The organism is Microcystis wesenbergii FACHB-1317 (genome assembly GCF_014696875.1).
GTDB classification, from domain to species: domain Bacteria; phylum Cyanobacteriota; class Cyanobacteriia; order Cyanobacteriales; family Microcystaceae; genus Microcystis; species Microcystis wesenbergii_A.
Window position 1 is genome coordinate 90,037 of the sequence record NZ_JACJQV010000166.1, and the last position, 19,073, is coordinate 109,109.

Annotated in this window: 17 protein-coding genes and 2 pseudogenes; 11 read left to right on the forward strand and 8 right to left on the reverse strand. The window is 41.6% G+C overall.

All coding sequences use genetic code 11. The annotated features are described in order from the left end of the window. Positions 1-34: 34 nt before the first annotated feature. Positions 35-127: pseudogene (locus tag H6F92_RS26120) on the reverse strand (PEP-CTERM sorting domain-containing protein); the annotation flags it as partial. 262 nt (positions 128-389) lie between these two features. Between H6F92_RS26120 and H6F92_RS15500 the strand changes: the two are divergent. The 6 genes from H6F92_RS15500 (at position 390) to H6F92_RS15530 (ending at position 6,119) form a co-directional block, all read left to right on the forward strand. Continuing rightward, on the forward strand, positions 390-1,655 hold the full coding sequence (locus H6F92_RS15500) for a flotillin family protein (RefSeq protein WP_190358614.1): 1,266 nt from the start codon (positions 390-392) through the stop codon (positions 1,653-1,655). A gap of 359 nt (positions 1,656-2,014) precedes the next feature. Continuing rightward, the gene (locus tag H6F92_RS15505; protein ID WP_190358615.1) at positions 2,015-2,392 is read left to right on the forward strand and encodes a phosphomannose isomerase type II C-terminal cupin domain; all 378 of its coding nucleotides are present in this window, start codon (positions 2,015-2,017) and stop codon (positions 2,390-2,392) included. Between the two features lie 48 nt (positions 2,393-2,440). After that, positions 2,441-2,992 (forward strand): bifunctional adenosylcobinamide kinase/adenosylcobinamide-phosphate guanylyltransferase, encoded by a 552-nt coding sequence (cobU, locus tag H6F92_RS15510; RefSeq protein WP_125730507.1) that lies wholly within the window; start codon positions 2,441-2,443, stop codon positions 2,990-2,992. A 113-nt stretch (positions 2,993-3,105) separates the two neighbouring features. Then, a complete protein-coding gene (gene leuD, locus H6F92_RS15520; RefSeq protein ID WP_190358616.1) occupies positions 3,106-3,696 on the forward strand; it encodes a 3-isopropylmalate dehydratase small subunit in 591 nt (196 codons plus the stop codon). Positions 3,697-3,797: 101 nt separating this feature from the next. Beyond that, entirely contained in the window at positions 3,798-3,974 is a 177-nt protein-coding gene (locus H6F92_RS15525) for a hypothetical protein (protein WP_004160190.1), read from the forward strand. A gap of 72 nt (positions 3,975-4,046) precedes the next feature. Next, positions 4,047-6,119, forward strand: a complete 2,073-nt coding sequence (locus H6F92_RS15530) for an AAA family ATPase (protein WP_190358617.1) — start codon at positions 4,047-4,049, stop codon at positions 6,117-6,119. A 575-nt stretch (positions 6,120-6,694) separates the two neighbouring features. Here H6F92_RS15530 and H6F92_RS15535 read toward each other — a convergent pair. Then, positions 6,695-8,932, reverse strand: a complete 2,238-nt coding sequence (locus tag H6F92_RS15535; RefSeq protein ID WP_190358618.1) for an FUSC family protein — start codon at positions 8,930-8,932, stop codon at positions 6,695-6,697. A 125-nt stretch (positions 8,933-9,057) separates the two neighbouring features. Further along, the gene (locus tag H6F92_RS15540) at positions 9,058-10,503 is read right to left on the reverse strand and encodes an Ig-like domain-containing domain (RefSeq protein ID WP_190358619.1); all 1,446 of its coding nucleotides are present in this window, start codon (positions 10,501-10,503) and stop codon (positions 9,058-9,060) included. A 1,210-nt stretch (positions 10,504-11,713) separates the two neighbouring features. Here H6F92_RS15540 and H6F92_RS15545 point away from each other — a divergent pair. Next, positions 11,714-11,941 (forward strand): DNA-directed RNA polymerase subunit omega, encoded by a 228-nt coding sequence (locus H6F92_RS15545; RefSeq protein WP_002761217.1) that lies wholly within the window; start codon positions 11,714-11,716, stop codon positions 11,939-11,941. 27 nt (positions 11,942-11,968) lie between these two features. Here H6F92_RS15545 and H6F92_RS15550 read toward each other — a convergent pair whose 3' ends face one another. Together H6F92_RS15550 and H6F92_RS15555 are read right to left on the reverse strand one after the other, a co-directional pair. Next, positions 11,969-12,163: a hypothetical protein gene (locus tag H6F92_RS15550; protein ID WP_012266510.1), complete on the reverse strand. Its 195-nt coding sequence runs from the start codon at positions 12,161-12,163 to the stop codon at positions 11,969-11,971. Positions 12,164-12,186: 23 nt separating this feature from the next. Then, positions 12,187-12,951, reverse strand: a complete 765-nt coding sequence (locus H6F92_RS15555; RefSeq protein ID WP_190358620.1) for a DUF3782 domain-containing protein — start codon at positions 12,949-12,951, stop codon at positions 12,187-12,189. Positions 12,952-13,590: 639 nt separating this feature from the next. On the opposite strand from H6F92_RS15555, the gene H6F92_RS15560 reads away from it, so the two are divergent. Then, a complete protein-coding gene (locus H6F92_RS15560) occupies positions 13,591-14,013 on the forward strand; it encodes a SufE family protein (protein WP_190358621.1) in 423 nt (140 codons plus the stop codon). 4 nt (positions 14,014-14,017) lie between these two features. Here the strand turns inward: H6F92_RS15560 and H6F92_RS15565 are convergent, their stop codons facing one another. Then, positions 14,018-14,569, reverse strand: a complete 552-nt coding sequence (locus tag H6F92_RS15565) for a ferric uptake regulation protein (protein ID WP_190358622.1) — start codon at positions 14,567-14,569, stop codon at positions 14,018-14,020. Between the two features lie 105 nt (positions 14,570-14,674). On the opposite strand from H6F92_RS15565, the gene H6F92_RS15570 reads away from it, so the two are divergent. After that, positions 14,675-15,940, forward strand: a complete 1,266-nt coding sequence (locus tag H6F92_RS15570; protein ID WP_190358623.1) for a DnaJ domain-containing protein — start codon at positions 14,675-14,677, stop codon at positions 15,938-15,940. On the opposite strand, the gene H6F92_RS15575 is transcribed toward H6F92_RS15570, so the two are convergent. After that, positions 15,893-16,507: a molybdenum cofactor guanylyltransferase gene (locus H6F92_RS15575; protein WP_190358624.1), complete on the reverse strand. Its 615-nt coding sequence runs from the start codon at positions 16,505-16,507 to the stop codon at positions 15,893-15,895. The two genes, H6F92_RS15570 and H6F92_RS15575, sit on opposite strands and share 48 nt — an antisense overlap. A 27-nt stretch (positions 16,508-16,534) precedes the next feature. Here H6F92_RS15575 and H6F92_RS15580 point away from each other — a divergent pair, with 27 nt between their 5' ends. Continuing rightward, positions 16,535-16,852, forward strand: a complete 318-nt coding sequence (locus H6F92_RS15580; RefSeq protein ID WP_190358625.1) for a hypothetical protein — start codon at positions 16,535-16,537, stop codon at positions 16,850-16,852. A 208-nt stretch (positions 16,853-17,060) separates the two neighbouring features. Here the strand turns inward: H6F92_RS15580 and H6F92_RS15585 are convergent, their stop codons facing one another. Then, complete coding sequence (locus H6F92_RS15585) at positions 17,061-18,266, reverse strand: RNA-guided endonuclease InsQ/TnpB family protein (RefSeq protein WP_190358626.1); 1,206 nt, start codon at positions 18,264-18,266, stop codon at positions 17,061-17,063. Between the two features lie 272 nt (positions 18,267-18,538). Here H6F92_RS15585 and H6F92_RS15590 point away from each other — a divergent pair. Then, positions 18,539-18,889, forward strand: a pseudogene (locus H6F92_RS15590) (aminotransferase class I/II-fold pyridoxal phosphate-dependent enzyme); the annotation flags it as partial. Positions 18,890-19,073 lie beyond the last annotated feature (184 nt).

The window sequence follows — 19,073 nt, forward strand, 5'->3', positions numbered from 1 at the left end:
AGAGAGGAAACCCGCGCCTCCTCTCTCTGGGACATTATTTTCTCGCTTTGCGGACAGCACCCCCTAGCATTAAACCGCCCAGTGGGATATAACTAAGAACACTCGTAGGTTCAGGGACACCCACAGCAGAAGAAGCGACGGTCAACAAATGCCGAGAGATTTTTTGAGATTATTCATACATCGAATAATTTGCTCTACGAATAAAGTTATGTGTAGATTTTAGAAGCAATTTGATTGAAGTCAAGATAAAACTAGGGGATTTTACTCTATCATTACTTATTTTAATTTTCGATGTACCTACACCCTACTAGACTACTGGTCTGTCAAGTTTGGAAATTGACGGATACAATTTAGTTAATTTGATCCGAGCATCGACCGTAATAAAATCTATGGAAATTATCGCTGTTTTACTGGGAGTTTTCGGTTTAGGGACAGGTGCGGGTTTATTGGTCATCCGTAACTATTACCACATCTGTCAACCGAGTGAAGTTTTAATTTTTGCCGGTAGTCGTCGTCCCACGGCCACGGGCAAAACCATCGGTTATCGTTTGGTAAAAGGGGGCAGCAGTATTCGTTTACCGATGCTAGAACAAGTGTATCGAATGGACCTGACCAACATGATCATCGATCTCAGGGTGGTTAATGCCTATTCTAAGGGCGGTGTGCCGTTGATCGTCACTGGGGTGGCGAATATTAAAATTGCCGGGGAAGAACCGATTATTCATAATGCGATCGAGCGTTTATTGGGCAAGAAACGCAAGGAAATTGAACAATTGGCTAAAGAAACCCTAGAGGGCAATTTGCGCGGTGTCTTGGCGAATTTAACCCCAGAACAAGCGAACTCCGATCAGATTGCTTTCGCTAAAAGTCTCCTAGAAGAAGCGGAACAGGATCTGGAAAAATTGGGTTTAGTTTTGGATAGTTTGCAGATCCAGAATATTTCCGATGAGGTGCGTTATCTGGATTCGATCGGACGGAAGCAAAAAGCCGAATTACAGAGAGATGCCCGGATAGCCGAAGCAAAAGCCCGAAAAACATCGATTATCAAGGATTCCGAGAATCTACGCCTAACCGCTTTGCGTCGTATCCAAAAAGATTTAGAAATAGCCAAAGCTGACGCAGAAAAACGGGTGCGCGACACTCAAACTAAGCGCGGCGCCATGATTGCTGAGGTAGAATCGGTGGTTATGTCCGATTTAGCTAAAGTACAGGCAGAAGTGGCGGTACAAACTGCCCGAATTAAGCAGGTGAAACAGCAATTACAAGCAGATGTGATCGCCCCGGCGGCAGCGGAATGTCAACAAGCGATCGCAAAAGCCCGGGGGGAAGCAGCCAAAATTATCGAACAGGGGAAAGCGCAAGCGGAAGGAACCAAAAAATTAGCTGCTTCTTGGCAAGGAGCGGGAAATAACGCTAAAAACATCTTTTTATACCAAAAATTGGAGTTATTGCTGAAATTAATGGCCGCCAGTGTGCCAGAAGTGCAGGTACAAACGGTGACGGTAGTGGACGGTGGTGATAGTAATCTTGTCCCCAAAATGACTGCCTTTGCTGAACAATTGCGTCAAGCTACTGGAGTCGATCTGGTACAAATGGCTAATCGCCTAGCACAAACCGAGCCATCTGTCAAGAGTTCAGTGATCAGTGATCAGTGATCAGTTATCAGTTTTGAGTTTTAAGTTTTAAGTGAGCAGTGTGTATTAAGTGATCATCATCAAATGGCAGTTTACTGCTGTCTTTTTACTGTTCACTGATTACTGTTCACTGTTCACTGATAACTGATTACTGTTCACTGATAACTGATTACTGTTCACTGATTACTGTTCACTGTTCACTGATAACTGATTACTGTTCACTGATAACTGATTACTGTTCACTGATAACTGATTACTGTTCACTGTTCACTGATTACTGTTCACTGATTACTGTTCACTGATTACTGTTCACTGTTCACTGATAACTGATTACTGATTATTGTCCACTAGAATGTTAATCAAGTTTAGAGACCACCACCATGGATGACTTAATTAATAATCCCTCCCCTTCTCCCCAAGACCTAGAAATGACGCGGACTCCCCCCTGGGGAACGGTGACGGTATTGGAGGAAGGTCCCCGGTATCGCATCAATCGCATTGTCATTAAACCCGGCCATCATATGAGTACCCAAATGCACTACCATCGCAGTGAACACTGGATTGTCGTCTCCGGCACAGCGCGGGTAATCTGTGATGAAAAAGAAACTCTCCTCAAACAAAAAGAATCTACCTATGTTCCCATGAATACCCGTCATCGGGTGGAAAACCCCGGTTCTATTCCTCTGGTGATGATCGAGGTACAAAATGGCGAATATTTAGGAGATGATGATATTCACCGTTTGGATGATGCAGAATAGGACAGTTTTCTCCCGTATATACTTTAGTTATTTGCCAAAATCTCGATCGTGGATGAAAAAATTATCCTAGTTACAGGGGCTGCCCGTTCTGGGAAAAGTGAATGGGCCGAATATTTAGCCAAAATCAGCCAAAAACCCGTTATTTATATCGCCACCTCCTCGGTGGATGAAAAAGATCAAGAATGGTGCGATCGCATTGAAAGACACCGGCAGCGACGTTCCCCCCAATGGCAAACCCAAGAAATTCCCCGACAATTAAGCGAAACTATTGATAATAGCCCATTTTCTCACTGTTTATTGATCGATTCCCTCGGTACTTGGGTAGCCAATTGTTTAGAAATGTCGGCAGCCGAATGGTTAGAAATCAGCGATCGATTCTTGTATTCCCTCAAAAATGCGGCGGTTGATGTTATTCTGGTAGCGGAAGAAACCGGTTGGGGTGTGGTTCCCGCTTATCCCCTCGGTCGTCTGTTTCGCGATCGTTTAGGCGATCTCTGTCGTAGAATTGGCACAATAGCAGACGCAGTTTATCTAGTTACCGGCGGCCATGCTCTTAATTTAAGTCAATTGGGTCAGTCTTTGTCGATAATTGGGCAGTAGAGAAGATGAGCAACGATTATCGCCGAGAAATCGAGAAAAATGCCACCGATCAGGGAGTATGGCAAGATGCAACCACTTTTTTTGTTACTGCTAGTAAAAGTTAGAAAAAGATCATGAGTCAAGTTAAAACCATCTCCGGACGAGCTTTACCCTTGCGAGGCAACGATATTGACACCGATCGCATTATTCCGGCTCGTTTTTTGCGTTGTATCACCTTTGAAGGTTTAGGAGAACAGGTGTTCGCCGATGATCGAGCCGCTTTACAGGGGAGTCATCCTTTCGATCTACCCCAGTACCAAGGGGCGAAAATTTTGGTAGTTAATGGTAATTTTGGTTGTGGATCTTCTCGGGAACACGCACCGCAAGCGATTTTACGTTGGGGAATTCAAGCAATTATCGGGGAAAGTTTCGCCGAAATATTTTTTGGCAATTGTATCGCTAATGGGGTTCCCTGTGTCACTGCTGAGGCTAAAACCATCGCCCATTTGCAGGATTTAATTGCAGCTAATCCCGAAATTCCCGTCGATCTTTCCTTAACAACCATGACGGTGGAATGGGGGGATTTTGTCGCTACCGTCTCTATGAATGAAGGTTCCCGACAGATGTTAATAGAAGGGGGTTGGGATACCTGCGGACAGCTGTTACAAAATCTCGATCTGATTGAATCTACCGCACAAAAGTTACCCTATTTAAGTTTCGTTTAGAGAAACAATCTAGGCTGAGGGTGCGTTAGTAATAGATTAACGTACCCCGGCAGCGATTTTGTTGGAGATGCCGCGGCTGTAAATATTAAAAAATCTGCCCTATGACTCATCCTGATAATAATCTCCAAAATATCCAAGAACCGATTTTAAACGCTCCCGAAGATGTGCGAAAAATCATTGATCGAGTTTTAAAATTGGAAAGAGATAAGTTATACCAGCGCAATCCTCGCAATATCAATGATGATGTTTTAACGATTATTAAAGAAGTCATTCAATAATCAGTTATCAGTTATCGGTTCACTGTTTACTGTTCACTGAAAAAACTTACCCATCATCCCCTCTATATAAATATGAAACTACTATCAATAAAGTTATGTAATTTTCGACAATTTTATGGTAAGACTCCTGAGATACATTTAGCAGCAAGTTCTCGCAATACAACGGTAATTTATGGCAATAATGGGGCGGGAAAAACAACAATTTTAAATGCTTGTACCTGGGTTCTTTATGAAAAATTTACAGCAGCTTTTGCCGAACCAGAGTTATTAGTTAATAAACGGGCAATTACCGAAGTAACCACGGGAACTTCCATAGAATGTTCGGCAGAAGTAAACTTTGAACATGAAAATAAACGCTATCAGGTAAAACGAAAATTTTTCGCCTACCAAGATGTAAATAGTAAAATTAAATACGGTTCAAATAGTTTATATATGCTCTACGCTGGTGATGATGGTAATTGGTACACACCCAATCAACCACCAGAGGATATTATTAATCAAATCTTACCCGAAAGTTTACACCGTTATTTCTTTTTTGATGGCGAATATATCGATCATCAATTTCGCAGTAGTAGCCAAGGTAAAATCGCCGAGGATACAAAAGAATTATTGGGAGTTAAAGTATTAGACAGAGCGATCGAGCATTTAAAAAAAGCCAAAAAATCTTTACAAGATGATCTTAAAGATTTAGGGGAATCGGATTTAAAAAAGTTATTGAAACAGGAAAGTAAAATCGAGCAGGATTTCGAGAAATTAAAACAGCGTCAGCAGGATATTATTAACCAGTTATACCAGCAGGAAGAATTTAAAAAAGCCGTCACTAATCGCTTACTAGAGTTAAGTGGTGCCGAGGAATTAAAACAGTTAAAAGAAAAATTAGAACAACAGGAAAGAAATCTGCGGCAAGATTTAGTTAGAACGAAGGATAAGTTAAAGAAATTAATTTCTCAGCAAGCTTATCAAGTCTTTTTAAAAGGAATTAATCAAAATTTTCAGCAATTAATTGATCGCCTACGACAACAAGGGGAATTACCCAGTGGTATTAAACAGCAATTTGTCCAACAATTATTAGAGCGGAAAAAATGTATTTGTGGCCAGGAATTACAGGAAAATAGCCAAGCTTATTTACAGGTACAAGACTGGATGAATAAAGCAGGAATGGCCGATGTAGAAGAAGCAGCCATTCGCTTATCTTCCACAGTCAAAGAAATAGATAAACGAGTCTTAGATTTTTGGCAAGAAGTGGATAATTATCAAGCTAATATTCACCAATGGCGCTTAGAATTATCTTTGGTAGAATCAGAATTAGATGAAGTGCGGGATAAATTTCGCCATTATCCCGATGAAGATATTAAAAATCTGCAATCTCGCTTAGATGCGATCGAGGATTCCCTCAAAGATTTACGCTTGGAACAGGGCAGCAATAAAAATCAACTAGATATCTATGAAAAAGAGTTAGAATCCCTGCAAAAACAGGTACAGAAACAGCAACAAAAAGAGGAAAAATATAATTTAGGACAACGACGTATTTTAGCGACTCAAGAGGCAATTAATCGCATTAGTGAGGTAAGACAGAGATTAGAAAATCAGTTTCGTTTGTCCTTAGAAAAACGAGTACAGGAAATTTTTAACTCAATTTCTTTTACTCCCTATATTCCCCGTATTAGTCCCGATTACGAGGTAAGACTATTAGAAAATACCACAGGATTTGCCATTCCCGTGGCAGCTTCCACCGGAGAAAATCAGATTCTCAGTTTATCTTTTATCGGGGGAATTATCGATCGAGTGCGAGAATGGAGTCAGAAAAATACTTTGATGGGAATTGATAGCAGCACTTTTCCTCTGGTGATGGATTCCCCTTTTGGTAGTCTTGATCATATCTATCGTCGGCAAGTTGCGATCGCTATTCCTAAATTAGCCAATCAGTTAGTTGTTTTAGTGACAAAAACTCAATGGAGAGGAGAAGTAGAAACCGAGATTTCTCCCTATATTGGTAAAGAATATGTGTTAGTTTATAATTCTCCGAAAGCAGATTGTCAAGAGGATTTAATTAATCTTCATGGTGTTGATTATTCTCTGGTGAAACGCAGTCCTAATAATTTTGAATATACGGAAATTATCGAAGTTAATCGATTTTCCTCCTGACTGCTAAATCTGGTTATTAAAAACTGATTATTTATTCCCCTTTTTGCATGAGTGCATGAGCAGAAAACGGGTTTCTCGGAGAAACCCGTTTTCTGTGCGTTACTCAACGGATTTAGTATGACTGCTAAGCTAAATGGGTGCATCTCACCTTTGCAGAAATACAGACAATCAGCAATTATCAGTGACTTTTAAATTGGTACAAAAATATGAACAATCGCGTGTAAGCATCTCACCGAAAAGCTAATGCGCTCCGGGGTTTGGGTAGGGTTGATTCATGAATCAACCCTACCTTGAATTAACCCTAGTAGTTTGGGGGGTAGAACCCACCAAAAGCTTGGATTGAGTGATAAAATCGGAAGTAATGACCAATTTTAGAAGATAGTTTCCCTTTAAAAATACCAACTCAGTAGATTTACAAAAATTTTGTTGTAAGTAGTCGGACATAAATTCTGTTGTCTATCTTAAGAAATGTAAATTGCCGCAATTCTTACTGACGACCGACTCCTGACGACCGGCTACTGACTCCTTACCCCACAGTTAACTTTACTTTTGTCCAACTACTTAATAACTAAATTTTAACTTCTAATAAAACGATCAATTGCTGTGTTCATTACCCCAACACGACTGGATAATTCCACAAGTTCCGTGGTGACAATATTATAATCCCCTAAATATTTCTGGAGATTAGTTCCCTCCTGTTGATGGCCAATTTCTACTAACCTTTCCTCTCGCAATTCCTGCAAATGATCGAGGACTTCTTCTAAAGTATCTTCAAGGGGAGGTAAGGGAGAAGGAGGATTATTTGTTTGCAAAGCTTGGGTTAATTGCGTCAAAGCTTGGGTTATTTGTTGCGTGAACAGACTCAGATTAGGATGGGGAGGACTACCTCGATATTGTTCCAATTCCGTCAACAAAACTGTCACCCCGCGACCAAAACGGGGAATATAATTACTTAAAGTTATTGCCGGTTCCATTTGTGGAAAGGGTGTGCTAGGATCATCAATTAATCTTTGTAGGGCCGTTTGCATAGTTGTATTTGCTCGTCGAGCTTTATTGCGATAGGAAGATAAACTTGCAGTTTGATAGGATGATTCTCCTAAATAAACTGCCATAACTGACTGAAAAAATACTTGATTAGCTTCTAATGCTTTAATGGCAGCGAGGGAAAAACGTTCATCTTCATTAAACCGTAAAAAACCGAAGGAAAGTGCAAAAGCTAAAGCACTACCGATTAAAGTATAAACTATTCTGATATACTCTAAATTAATTCCATCATTGCTGGTATCGAGACGACTGATGATTAAAGCAAAAATTGTGATAAAAAATACGGCCAAACTATAGTGAAATCGCACCAAAGTTAAAGCGATCGCTATAGAAATAACTCCAATAATTTCCAACCAGAGCGGATTATCTATAATTCGCAACAATGCCAAAACAAAAAACGAGCCTAAAATCGTGCCAAACACCCGATTTAAAAAGCGCTGAAAAGTCAAACTAAAATCTGGTTTTAACACAATAACTAAGGTTAAACCAATCCAAAAACTATGGGTAATTCCCAGCTTATTGTAAATCAAAACTCCTAGCGCACTTCCCAAACCCAAGCGTAAACCATGGCGAAATAGGGGCGAGTCTAGATTAAAATTAGATTTTAATGGTTCCCACCAAGCTTTTTCTTGACCGTACTCTTTTTCTATCCCTTCAAAGTTCCGCTGCCAAGGATTTTTTTGATCTGAAAAGTCCTCCCTTTGCCGCAAATGTTGCGCTGTTTCACTGGCTATTTTTAGCTGTTTAAATAATTTTTTTAAACGATTATTTAATTGGGAAATTGCCACATAACTGCTATAATCATCCCGGGCATTTTCTAAAACTTTAGCTTGCAGGTTTTTTTGTTGCTCGATCGCCTTGAGTAATAGCTGCAAGCGCTCACAATCCGGTCGTTTATTTCTACCCAAAATTAACCCGGCAATATCTTCGCTAATTTCCGCCACTTGCACGAGAATATCTTCTAATAAAATACCCACCGTGGTCAGTTGTGGCAAGGGATGAAGATGAAGCAATTCTCGCAGCGCGATTAAGCTGGTATTAATGCGATCGCTATCTTCAATCAAGACGATTAACAATTCCCGCAGCTCATTCTTTCCCCAACGTCCCCGACGCGTCAAGGTGACAGTTTTCCTCGAACGGAGCAACAGCTGGCGAATTTGGTCAAAATATGGCTCCTCATTAGCATTAGAATGAGAGTGCAAGGGCAAAGAGCGGAGATAGGTGGCGATACCCTGAAAATTTTCCGCCGTTACCTGACGTAAAGGCTGATTAGGGCGAAAAGGCCAGATAAACAGGGCCAAAAAAATTGTCCATCCCCCTCCCAACACAGCGATTCCGGCCCGTTGTAAAGCGACGACCATATCTCCCGATGGCAAAGAAACGGCCAAAAGCAGCAATAAACTAATTACTACCCCAGCTAACGCCCCATTTTCCCCGTAAACTGTCAAATAACCCGCTAGAAACAACCCGCAAAAAACTATCACTACGGTCAATCCTAACCAAGCACTGGCTAATGTACCGATAATCAAAGCTAGAGCCATCCCAATAGTCGTAGCGACCAGGGTTTTCGCTCTCAGGCAGTAAAGCCCCCCCACATCGGCTAAAATCAAGGTTTGAGCCGCTAAACCGACCATTAACCCCACTTCTGACCGATCTAAAATATCACCGATAATAATCGGTACTGTGATCGCTAATAAAGTCCGAATCCCCCGCTCGATCTCGATATCGCCACTAGGACGCAATAAAAAACCAAATCGCTGAAGTAGCATATAGCACTTATCTTAATGGTGAGGTATGAGGTTTTCGTTTTCGGGAGTCAGCATTCTCCGAGTCACCTGATTAGGGAAAGATTTCTCTCCTGTCTCCTGACTCCTAACTCCTTAATTCTGCTGTATTAGGGCAGCCAACGGGGTTTAAAACCAGCGTTGAGTTCTTGAGGCAGAATTTTCGGGATGCTATTGGGACTGAATTGATCGGGGAGTGGCAATAACCAGAGACGACCATCGGCAATGCTCGATCCCTCCCCAGTGACTAAATCATTTCCGACTCCAAAGGGTATGGTTGCTAACTGATCAAATAATAAGGCCACGCCATCAGGAGACATACTCATCTGCACGTCACGATAATTAGGTAAGGCCAGCAGGGGTGTCATTTTACCTGTTTCTAGCTCAATAATCCCTAAAAATGGTTCTTCTTTCACCTTGCCATCGCTGCCCATAACCAGATCGCTTTTCAGACAGTAAAGGGTTTTTTCTTGTCGCGGTTCAAATTCACAGCTAATAATCGGATTAGCTGTTCTTAATAGTAGTCTTGACTCTCCCCGATCGTTGAGCAGAAATAGCGATCGCTGATTATCCGGTTCTGATTTCACCATTAATTTTTGGCTACCATCCCGGGAAAAAGCGAGGATTTTCTCGTAGGTGGGCAAAAATTGCGGTTTTCCCCCTTGTACATCCAAAGGAATCACCGCTACCCCTCCCGTTTGACTGACAACCGCTTTTTTACCGTCGGGAGATAGTAAAAAATTATCCCCTTGCATTCCTAACGGTCGCGATTGTCCATCATCCCTGATTACCCATAAACTGGCATCCCCTGGATTCCCGTGATTGATTCTCTGCACGATTAGGGTTTTGCCGTTATCTGAGAGATTAAAGCGCAGATTTTGATAGGTTTTCGCATCTAAAAACCTTTCTATACGACCACTGGGCAAATTTTGACCATGTTCGTCATGATTTAACCCCGTGGTAATCGTGTAAAGTTGCTGTTTCGGGGTATCTCGTCCTAAGTCAGAGCGATCGAAGGCCGAGAATAAAATTTTATCCCCCCTCGGATACATTTGAAAATCCGTGACCACCAGATCCCCAGGGGTAAGGATGGTTTTTTTCAGTTCTGTGACGTTATTTGCCCCCTGAATGATATTACAGACGATTAAACGGCCTCTTTCCTCTTGGTTGACTCCAATATAGGCAAAAGCTCGATCGTGGCTGTAAAATTCCCCGATCAAGTCCTCCCCTTGAGCAATAGGTAACTTTACTTGATATTTTTTGCCGTAGATCGGCAATTCTGTCAAAGTATAGGTCAAGCGATCGCCGGCCCAGCTAATTTTACCCGGTAAGGGAGGATTGATCGCCAAGCTGGTTTCTATATCGGAACGGTCAATCGGCCGATTAAAACTTAAAGTAAAATAATTGTCCCTAACGCCGATTTTTCGCCCTTGCCAGCTAAAATTCTCCCCTCGGGTCGGGACTTGATTTCCCTGGAGCAAAATCGACGATATTGCGGCAATTAAAGCCAAAATACTCGCTAACACTAAGCGATCGAACCAAGCTAATCTTTTCATCAGTTATCAGTTATCAGTTATCAGTAGTCGGTTGTCAGGAGATTGCTTTTATTTATTCTCCCATCTCCCCCCTCTACAATAATTACTCGCCACCAGAAATACCTTGGCCTAATATCATACTTTGTGCTTTTTGTCAAAAAAACTTTTTTTTTGCAATAAAACTACATAAAAAAAAGATCATCGTTGTGGGTGAAATTGACTGATTTAACCGTCTTAATTAGGATCACCTTCTAGGTGTGGCAAGGGTTTCAGCCATTGCTGCCTAAAAAAGCACAAAATAACCCACTATGAAATTCTATCAAATCGCTGTAACCATTGGAACATCGTCGTTAAATAAAAATCTTTCTCAATTAATTCTTAAGAATTTATAAATATTGCGGAATGTTAATTTAAATATTCTCAAGTTTTTGGAGTTAGTAGATAATTTTTGCTTATCTTTGTCGGAAAATAGAACTCCTGCAAAAATCCCACATCTACCATTGGGTTAGAAGTCAGAAGTCTCCGAGTCAGGAGTCAGGAGTCAGTTATCAGGAGGCAAAAGGCAAAAGGCAAAAGGCAAAAGGCAAAAGGCAGCTTTATTCTCCCGACACCCCACACCCCACACCCCACACCCCACACCCCACACCCCACACCCCACACCCCACACCCCCCCGATGTCGGGGGGGCAGGGGGGGTCACACCCCACACCCCACACCCCACACCCCACTTTCTTATCAGCTTTAGTAATGATTGTCATCGGTTTTTTCAATCGAATAAATAAAAACGCCCCCAAAAAGGAAGCGTTTTTTAACTTATCATGAGGACTTAGCAAAATGTGTGCAGAGTTAGAACGCGGATGTTGGATGGGGATCCAGCATCTGTTTATTTTTAACCATCGATCGCCGCTGCCGTCAAGGCCATGGGGATAGCATCACCGGAAGCTAAATCGAGGGGGAAGTTATACGTTCAAGTGTATTTACAGCCCCGGCAATGGTGTCCCTTTTTTGGGTTTATTTATTTCAAAATTTATCTCTTTATTTGTATATTTTTAAACTTGTATAAAATTGATTTAAGTTTTGTAAAAAGTAGTTGACAAAATCCGATCGAGATCAAGGATAACCCTATCCTTAAGGTGGACAAAATATGGTAAGGTGGACTGAGTAATAAAACTTATCACTAACCTATTATCAGTGACAAGTGCCAAATTCACCAGAGAAGGCTAAATATAACTATGTCCAAACGGTTTAAATTCGACTCCTCCGAGATGATTTATCTCACCGATAAACTGATGAATGCGGCCAGCAATCGTTACTCGATCGTCGTGCAAGTCGCTAGACGGGCCAAACGCGTCCGCTACGATACCGTAGAAAATATCGATGACCCGATGATTAAACCCGTCCAACGGGCCCTGATGGAAATGACCGACGAATTAACCGAACCGGAATTATTACGCGATTAATCCCCTAAAATTGCCTGGAACCCACCCTTACATTTCATCGGGGTTGATACCCAGTGATCTTAGTCTTTCCGCTAGTCGTTGGGCTTTTTGTTCCGCTTCCTCTTTGGCTAAACGTTCTTGCTGGGCGAGCGCCGCAGCTGCCCTCGCCCTTTCCTCTGCGGTTAAATAGCGATTTCCCGATACTGGGAAGAAGGCGATTTTTGTGTAGGAAAGGTTAACCATAGCGATTGTTTTGACTAGGGAGATTACCAAGTATTCGGTTGAAAGTCGGCATCATTAATAATGGCCACCGTATCCCCAGAGGGTTTAATCACAAATAGACCTTTTTTATATGCGTATCGATCGATTCCCTCGTTGATTTCAATTCCTGCCACTGCACCGTAGGCTCGATAGTTTTTATAATGGGGAAAAGCGATTTTAAAACGAGTCAATTTTTCAATAAATTCATCCACATCATCTTTAGATAATCTAGATTTACATTCCACCACCACGAGATCGGTATCATCCACCCCTAGGATATCAATTTCCATGGCGATGCCCTGACGTTTGACTCTAGCACGGGGATAAACTTCCTTAATATCAATGCCTTTTTCCTGAAAAAGCCGTAAAACCGCCGGTTCTACCAACTCTTCCACAAATCGACCCCAGCGAGTGGTGAGACTATCTACCGCTTTGCTGGTTCGTTCAACCGTCCGTTTCAGTTCTGTCATCGAGCGATCGCTTTCTAGTTTAGATTCGGCCAGGAGGTTCTCTATTTCGACTCTATGGCGATCATATTCCGCCTTGGATTCGGCAACCAGGCGATCATATTCCGCCTTGGATTGGGCAACCAGGCGATCATATTCCTCAGCCCGGCGATCATATTCCGCCTTGGATTGGGCAGCCCGGCGATCATATTCCTCAGCCCGGCGATCATATTCCGCCTTGGATTGGGCAGCCCGGCGATCATATTCCTCGGCGGAAGCGCGGAATAGCTGGTAAATATCCTCAAGAGTTACTGGTTCACTCATAGACTTGCCTCTAAAACACCCCTGATCATTTTAGCGATTCCGTCGAAAAGCCGGACGAGAGCGGGAGAGCAAAACGGCCAGAAATATTAAGAATTATTTAAAAGACTTGACAAAAGTGCGGGGGTGTGTATTTTTTCTGGAGTTTACTTGGTTCCAAAACTTGCATAATCCTTACAACGCTCAAAGAGCTTGATTTTACATGAAACTAACGATTATGGGCATTTCATCTGGGGTTGCCTTCGCGACATAAATGCTAATAAACTAGAGTTCTTGCATAATTAATTTTTGAGAGGGCAAAAATGAGAAAAATAGGCGTAAAATTGCATAAAATCCTTAAATAGACCATTTAATTGATTATTATTCATTCTTAATTCTCCTGACTACTGACTCCGTTCGGCTGATCTCACGGCCGAAGCCTAACCCTAACAACAATTTTTGATTTTTACAAGAGGTCTATTATAGGAAAGGTTAACCATAGCTCCTGCAAGGGTGGTGTTTGATTGATGACAATTCTAGCAGATAGCATCAATGCGCTTTGACCAAGGCAGTCCTGGCACCGATAACCACAGCGCTCAACTTCCGCGAGAATGCTAATATAAAAAAGCTATTGGCTAATTTTTTCCTATTTTAACTTGCAATATGCTCCCGCCTAATCTCGATCGCATCGTCGAACGCCTCAAACGTCGTACCGATCCTAAGCAAAAATACGAACAATTACTAGCTTTTGCTAAAAAACTAGAACCAATACCAGAATCTGCCAAAATACCCACTAATAAAGTCCCTGGCTGTGTATCCCAAGTTTATATCACTGCCGACATCGAAAATGGCCAAGTTTGGTACAAAGGGGATTCCGACGCACAATTAGTCAAAGGTTTGGTTGCTTTGTTAATCGAGGGGTTAAATGGACTGACTCCCACAGAAATCCTGCAAGTCACCCCGGATTTTATCGAAGAAACCGGTTTAAAAGTCAGTCTTACCCCTTCCCGCGCCAACGGCTTTTATAATATTTTCCAATTAATGCAGAAAAAAGCTCTCGGTTTTCAGTTGGGAATGTCCGCTTAGATGTCTAGTTTTCTGATTCCGGTTCCTTTGATTCGGGAATCTCGCAGTTTTGGAAACGAGTATCCACCAGCGAACGCGTGCAACCCCAATTACTCGGTATTCCCGACGGCCAACCCATCCGCAAAGCTTCCGGACAGATGGCCATCACTGTTAACTGACAGTCAATTAACTGAAAACCCTCTTTCTCGCACTGTTTGAGACTGTGTTTGAGAATGGAATCATTGTTAAATTCGATGGTTTTATTACACTGAATACAGACCAAATGATGATGGTGGTGGGGATAGGGTTGATTGAGTTCGTAGTGTTTATGACCTTCGGCCAATTCTAACTCCCGCAAAATTCCCATCCGCGACATTAGTTTAACACTGCGGTAAATCGTCGATAAACTAATTCCTTCCCCCCGTTTGTCCAGTAATTCCTGCAATTCCTCAGCACTGAGATGATTGCCTTTCGGTAAATTCTGGAAAACGTGCAGAATTTTCTCTCGCTGGGGAGTTAAGCGCCACCCCCGCGCGTTGAGTTCCGCTTTCAGGGAGGAAGCAGTGTAGGCAGACATAAGCGATCGACTCTCAATAAAAGCTATTTAATTGACAATGATAGTCGTTTCGGTGAGCCATTGGCAACAATTTTCAGTAGTTGAAAATTCAACCCCCATTCAAGTATGAAAAATTACTATGAAGTCCTGCAAATTCCCCGTAATGCCAGTAATAATCAGATAAAAGCCGCTTTTCGTCGTCTGGCCCGGCAATATCACCCCGATTATAATCCCAATGCTCCAGAGGCAGTCAGAAAATTTCGGGAAATTGAACAAGCTTATCGGGTTTTGAGCGATAAAGGGCAAAGAAAAGAGTATGATCGCAGTTTATACCCGGAAATACCCACTTTTAACCGCAGTGCCGAGGATTTTTATCAACAGGGATGGCACTACGCTCAAGAGAAAAATTATCAACTAGCGATCGCATTTTACCAGCAAGCGATCGCAATTAATCCGCAATTTTGGCAGGCCTATCTGCAACGGGCGGAAGTTTACTACCATAATCAGCAGGATCGGCAAGTTTTAAGCGATTGTCGACAAGTTTTGCAGTTCAAACCCGATTGTTCCCAAGCTTACTATTACCTCGGTTTATCCCGTCAACGACTCGGTTACACCCAATCCTCCCTAGAAGCTTATGGCAAAGCGATCGCCATTGACCCAGATAACCCCCAATTCTATTATCAAAGAGGATTGGCTCTAGAAGAACTCTCAGAACTGCCAGCAGCACGAAAAGATTTTCAAATAGCGGCCAAGAAATTTAAGCAACAGGGAAATTTTCGCCGCTATTATGCCATTGAAAATAAATTAAGAGACCCTCAGAAAAGTTATCGACAACAGCAATCGATCAAGTGGTCAAAAACTATTTTGATTGTTTTTAATTTGCTGAAAATCTCTTGCTCATCTTTGCTCAAACCCAAGACTGGTATGGCAGAGGCTTTTTTAAAGTACAACCGTAATCAGGCTTTAGCTACGGGAGTATTGGCGGCAATAATCAGCAGTTTTTTTATCGCTTTGACTTGGCAAAACTGGACAGTTAAATCTGAGTTTTTGCTGTTATTAGGCTGGGCAGTATTTCCTTTTATTGTTCTGACTTTATCTAGTTGGTTAGGCAGAAAATTAAGTAATAAATATGGTAGTCTGGTTGGCGATATATTTTTAGGCGGCTTGATAATTTTGCCCTTTTCCCTCGTCATTTTGCTCACTTCCTATTTATCCATAAATGGCGATATTATTGGCGCAATTATCGGTGTAACCGGCGGTTATCTAACTGGAATGCTCTACTATGGTTATCGCCATTTATCCAATATTTCTTGGACGATCTCTTTACTTTTACTCCCTTTTGTGCTAGGGTTTCTTACGTTTAATATCTGGGGAGTTTATTATTATCTCTAAATCTTCCGGGGTATTACAGTTAAATAAAATCTCGGAATTATCGATAATTAATTCCTCCACCACAGAGACATTTAACCACTTTTGAAAAGAAGTTCCCCCTTGCTTAATATAAGTCTGCAAAGATGCTAAACAACGACGATGATAAAAAGCACAGAGAGGCTCCCAACGCTCACCGCACCGGGGAACCAAAGCGATGGCATTTTCTGGTACAGTGGCTAATAATCTTGACCATTCTTGAATAATTGAGGGCGTTAGTAAAGGTAAATCGCAAGCGAGTAATAAAACCCAATCGGTTGATACAAAAGTTAATGCCAAGGCAAAGGCCAATAAAGGCCCCCTAGTGGGGAGAGGTTCCTTGATTATTCGGCAGCATTGGGGAATGATAAGTTCATAACGTTCCGGCCAAGGCGTAATCACAGACACTTGTACGGCACAATCTTGGGCAATTAAACAGATATTCTCCAGAAAAGAGAGACCCTGAAAAGATAACAATGCTTTATCTCGTCCCATACGGGAACTTTGACCACCAGCCAGAATTAACGCCGTTAAAGCGGGAAAATCACTCATAATAACCAGTTCTATCGGAAAAATACCATGATTAATCACGATCCTTTTGGCGATCGCAAATTAGAGCGCCTGCAATTAATGTTATATCTAATTCCCTTTCTAGGAGTGATTCCCTCCGCTTGGACATGGTATCGAGGGGAAGCAAAGGGAAAAGAACGGCAAATTAGTCGCTTATCCCTAAATTTAACGCTAGGATGGCTACTTTTTTACGCTTTCCTCTGGACTGGGGCTACTTTCAGCGACCAAACCTTGAGTTTTCGCTTTTTATACTTAAACGGTTTATTAACTTCTGCTTATATTCTCCTCTGTCTAGGAATTATCTTCAAAGTTTGGCGGCAAAAATAAATAGCTAGGCAGTCAACTTGATTCTTTTGGCCAAGTCAAGGCCAAACCCCCTGAATACCAATCGGCTCTCTTGCTTTAGCCCCCTAGATACTTTTTCTCGGGTTATCCCAGAAGGGTTAAAAATAAACCACAGAGGCAGGAAGAACACAGAGAAGAGGACAGATTCAATGATTGACACTCCCATCGCTAAAAGCGAGGGATTCTTGGTTCACTGACTCAAGTTGTCTTGACAGGTATTTCTACCAACCAAAATAGAGCTTAAATCTCCCCAAGCGTTTAGGTCTGACGACCAGCTTCCGATATGCCCTATCGTAGCTTTTTTGAGTATATTTAATGCCGCCATCTTGTCCCTATCTTCTATATACCCACACAAACAAACATGAGTTCTAACTGATAGAGACTTTTTGACTAACCGACCACAATTAAAGCATTCTTGGCTAGTATAGGCGGGATTAACTGCAATAGTTAATCGTCCGTATTTAATGCCAAAGTACTCTATCCATTTTCTTAATTGTGACCAACCAGCATCATTGATACTCTTAGCTAGTTTTCGATTACGCACAAGGTTCTTGACTTTTAAATCCTCGTAGGCTATCAAGTCGTTTGACTGAATTAAACGGAGTGCCAATCTTTTAGCAAACTCTTCTCGTTGCCTACTTACTTTTAAGTGTCCCTTAGCGTATTTTTGACTAGCTTTTTTGTAGTTGTTTGATTGGGGTTGACCTTTTCTAAACTTTTTCGACTTTCTTCTATTCAGTTTATTAAGACGCTTTTCGGATTTTCGATAATACTTAGGAGGCTCTACTGTATTCCCGTTACTGTCAGCATAAAGATATTTTAGTCCCATATCTAGCCCTACACACTGTTTTGTCGGTTCTAATTGTGGGGTTATATCTCTAGCATCGAGTTTTAGTATTAACTGGCAATAATATCCATCAGCCCTTTTAACTATTCTTATCCGTTGAATTTGCCATTCTTGAAAATCAAACAAGTCTCGACTACCAATTAGTTTTAACTCCCCAATGTTTTTTCCATCAGTGAAAGTTATTTTCTTGGTATCTCGATTAAGTTTCCAACCTGACTTTTTAAATTCAACAGAATGAGTACGTTTAGAGTATTTTGGATAGCCTTTCTTGCCAGCAATTTTATTCTTACAATTGTTATAGAACCTAAGAATAGCAGTCCAAGTCCGTTCGCAAGCCTGTTGACAAGCTGTAGAGTTAAGGTCTTGAACAAAAGGGTATTCACTTCTTAATTGAGTGACATATTTATATACATCCTTTTGTCCTACACCTTTATTGTCTTCCCAATATCTAAGACATTTATTCCGAACAAACTGTACTGTCCGAATAGCCTCATCAATGGCTTGATATTGAGATGGTTTTCCTCTAAGCTTGTACTCTAAAACAAACATTTTGCGTTATCGACCTAACGATCGCAAACTATTCTAGCATACTAAAATTAAATTGGCAACTATAGATTAGAGTTATTTTTAGTCGTGCTTCGCTGTTCTATGCTGGCGGAACCTTTCATCTCCGAGGTGAAACCGAGGGTTCCTTCAAGCCGACATTATAGGTAAAACCTACCCATCACACAAAGGACAAGAGTGCCTAGAAATCTAGCCAAGTTGCTCAAATCCATGCTAGTCTCTTGATAATTAATAATATCTCCATAAATAAGCACTAGATGAATTCCACTCTAATCAAAGTTCCCTTTGTGGATTTAACTTGGCAAAATCAGCCCCTACAAGCAAAAATTACCGAGGCAATCCAAACAGTTATCGACCGGGGAGATTTTGTTTTAGGCCAAGCTTTAGCCGAATTTGAAACCGCCTTCGCCCAAGCTTGCGGAGTCGAGTATGCTGTGGGAGTAGCTTCTGGCACTGCTGCCCTTGCTCTTGCTTTACAAGCTTACGGCATCGGTGCTGGGGATGAAGTGCTAGTCCCCGCTAATACCTTTGTCGCCACCCTCATGGCTGTTATGCAAGCGGGAGCTAAACCGGTTTTAGTCGATTGTCACCTCGATACGGCCTTAATTAGAACTCTTGCAAATTAATTATATGTTATAATGATGGGTTAACTAATTTTCCCAAAAAAATTAGTTAACCCGTACATTTGTCCTGAATGAAAACTTGAAGTTTAACTTTTAACTCAAAACTCTTTAGAGCTGCTTTAATTTGGTTATCAAAACCTCTTTATTTAAGCGGCACAAACTATCTCAA

Bases quoted from the DNA above. Each gene is read 5' to 3' on its own strand.
- H6F92_RS15540 (WP_190358619.1), bottom strand. From the start codon at position 10,503: ATGAAAAGATTAGCTTGGTTCGATCGCTTAGTGTTAGCGAGTATTTTG.
- H6F92_RS15500 (WP_190358614.1), top strand. From the start codon at position 390: ATGGAAATTATCGCTGTTTTACTGGGAGTTTTCGGTTTAGGGACAGGT.
- H6F92_RS15535 (WP_190358618.1), bottom strand. From the start codon at position 8,932: ATGCTACTTCAGCGATTTGGTTTTTTATTGCGTCCTAGTGGCGATATC.
- H6F92_RS15570 (WP_190358623.1), top strand. From the start codon at position 14,675: ATGAAAAATTACTATGAAGTCCTGCAAATTCCCCGTAATGCCAGTAAT.
- H6F92_RS15560 (WP_190358621.1), top strand. From the start codon at position 13,591: ATGCTCCCGCCTAATCTCGATCGCATCGTCGAACGCCTCAAACGTCGT.
- H6F92_RS15525 (WP_004160190.1), top strand. From the start codon at position 3,798: ATGACTCATCCTGATAATAATCTCCAAAATATCCAAGAACCGATTTTA.
- H6F92_RS15585 (WP_190358626.1), bottom strand. From the start codon at position 18,266: ATGTTTGTTTTAGAGTACAAGCTTAGAGGAAAACCATCTCAATATCAA.
- H6F92_RS15505 (WP_190358615.1), top strand. From the start codon at position 2,015: ATGGATGACTTAATTAATAATCCCTCCCCTTCTCCCCAAGACCTAGAA.
- H6F92_RS15530 (WP_190358617.1), top strand. From the start codon at position 4,047: ATGAAACTACTATCAATAAAGTTATGTAATTTTCGACAATTTTATGGT.
- leuD (WP_190358616.1), top strand. From the start codon at position 3,106: ATGAGTCAAGTTAAAACCATCTCCGGACGAGCTTTACCCTTGCGAGGC.
- H6F92_RS15565 (WP_190358622.1), bottom strand. From the start codon at position 14,569: ATGTCTGCCTACACTGCTTCCTCCCTGAAAGCGGAACTCAACGCGCGG.
- H6F92_RS15575 (WP_190358624.1), bottom strand. From the start codon at position 16,507: ATGAGTGATTTTCCCGCTTTAACGGCGTTAATTCTGGCTGGTGGTCAA.
- H6F92_RS15550 (WP_012266510.1), bottom strand. From the start codon at position 12,163: ATGGTTAACCTTTCCTACACAAAAATCGCCTTCTTCCCAGTATCGGGA.
- H6F92_RS15555 (WP_190358620.1), bottom strand. From the start codon at position 12,951: ATGAGTGAACCAGTAACTCTTGAGGATATTTACCAGCTATTCCGCGCT.
- H6F92_RS15545 (WP_002761217.1), top strand. From the start codon at position 11,714: ATGTCCAAACGGTTTAAATTCGACTCCTCCGAGATGATTTATCTCACC.
- H6F92_RS15580 (WP_190358625.1), top strand. From the start codon at position 16,535: ATGATTAATCACGATCCTTTTGGCGATCGCAAATTAGAGCGCCTGCAA.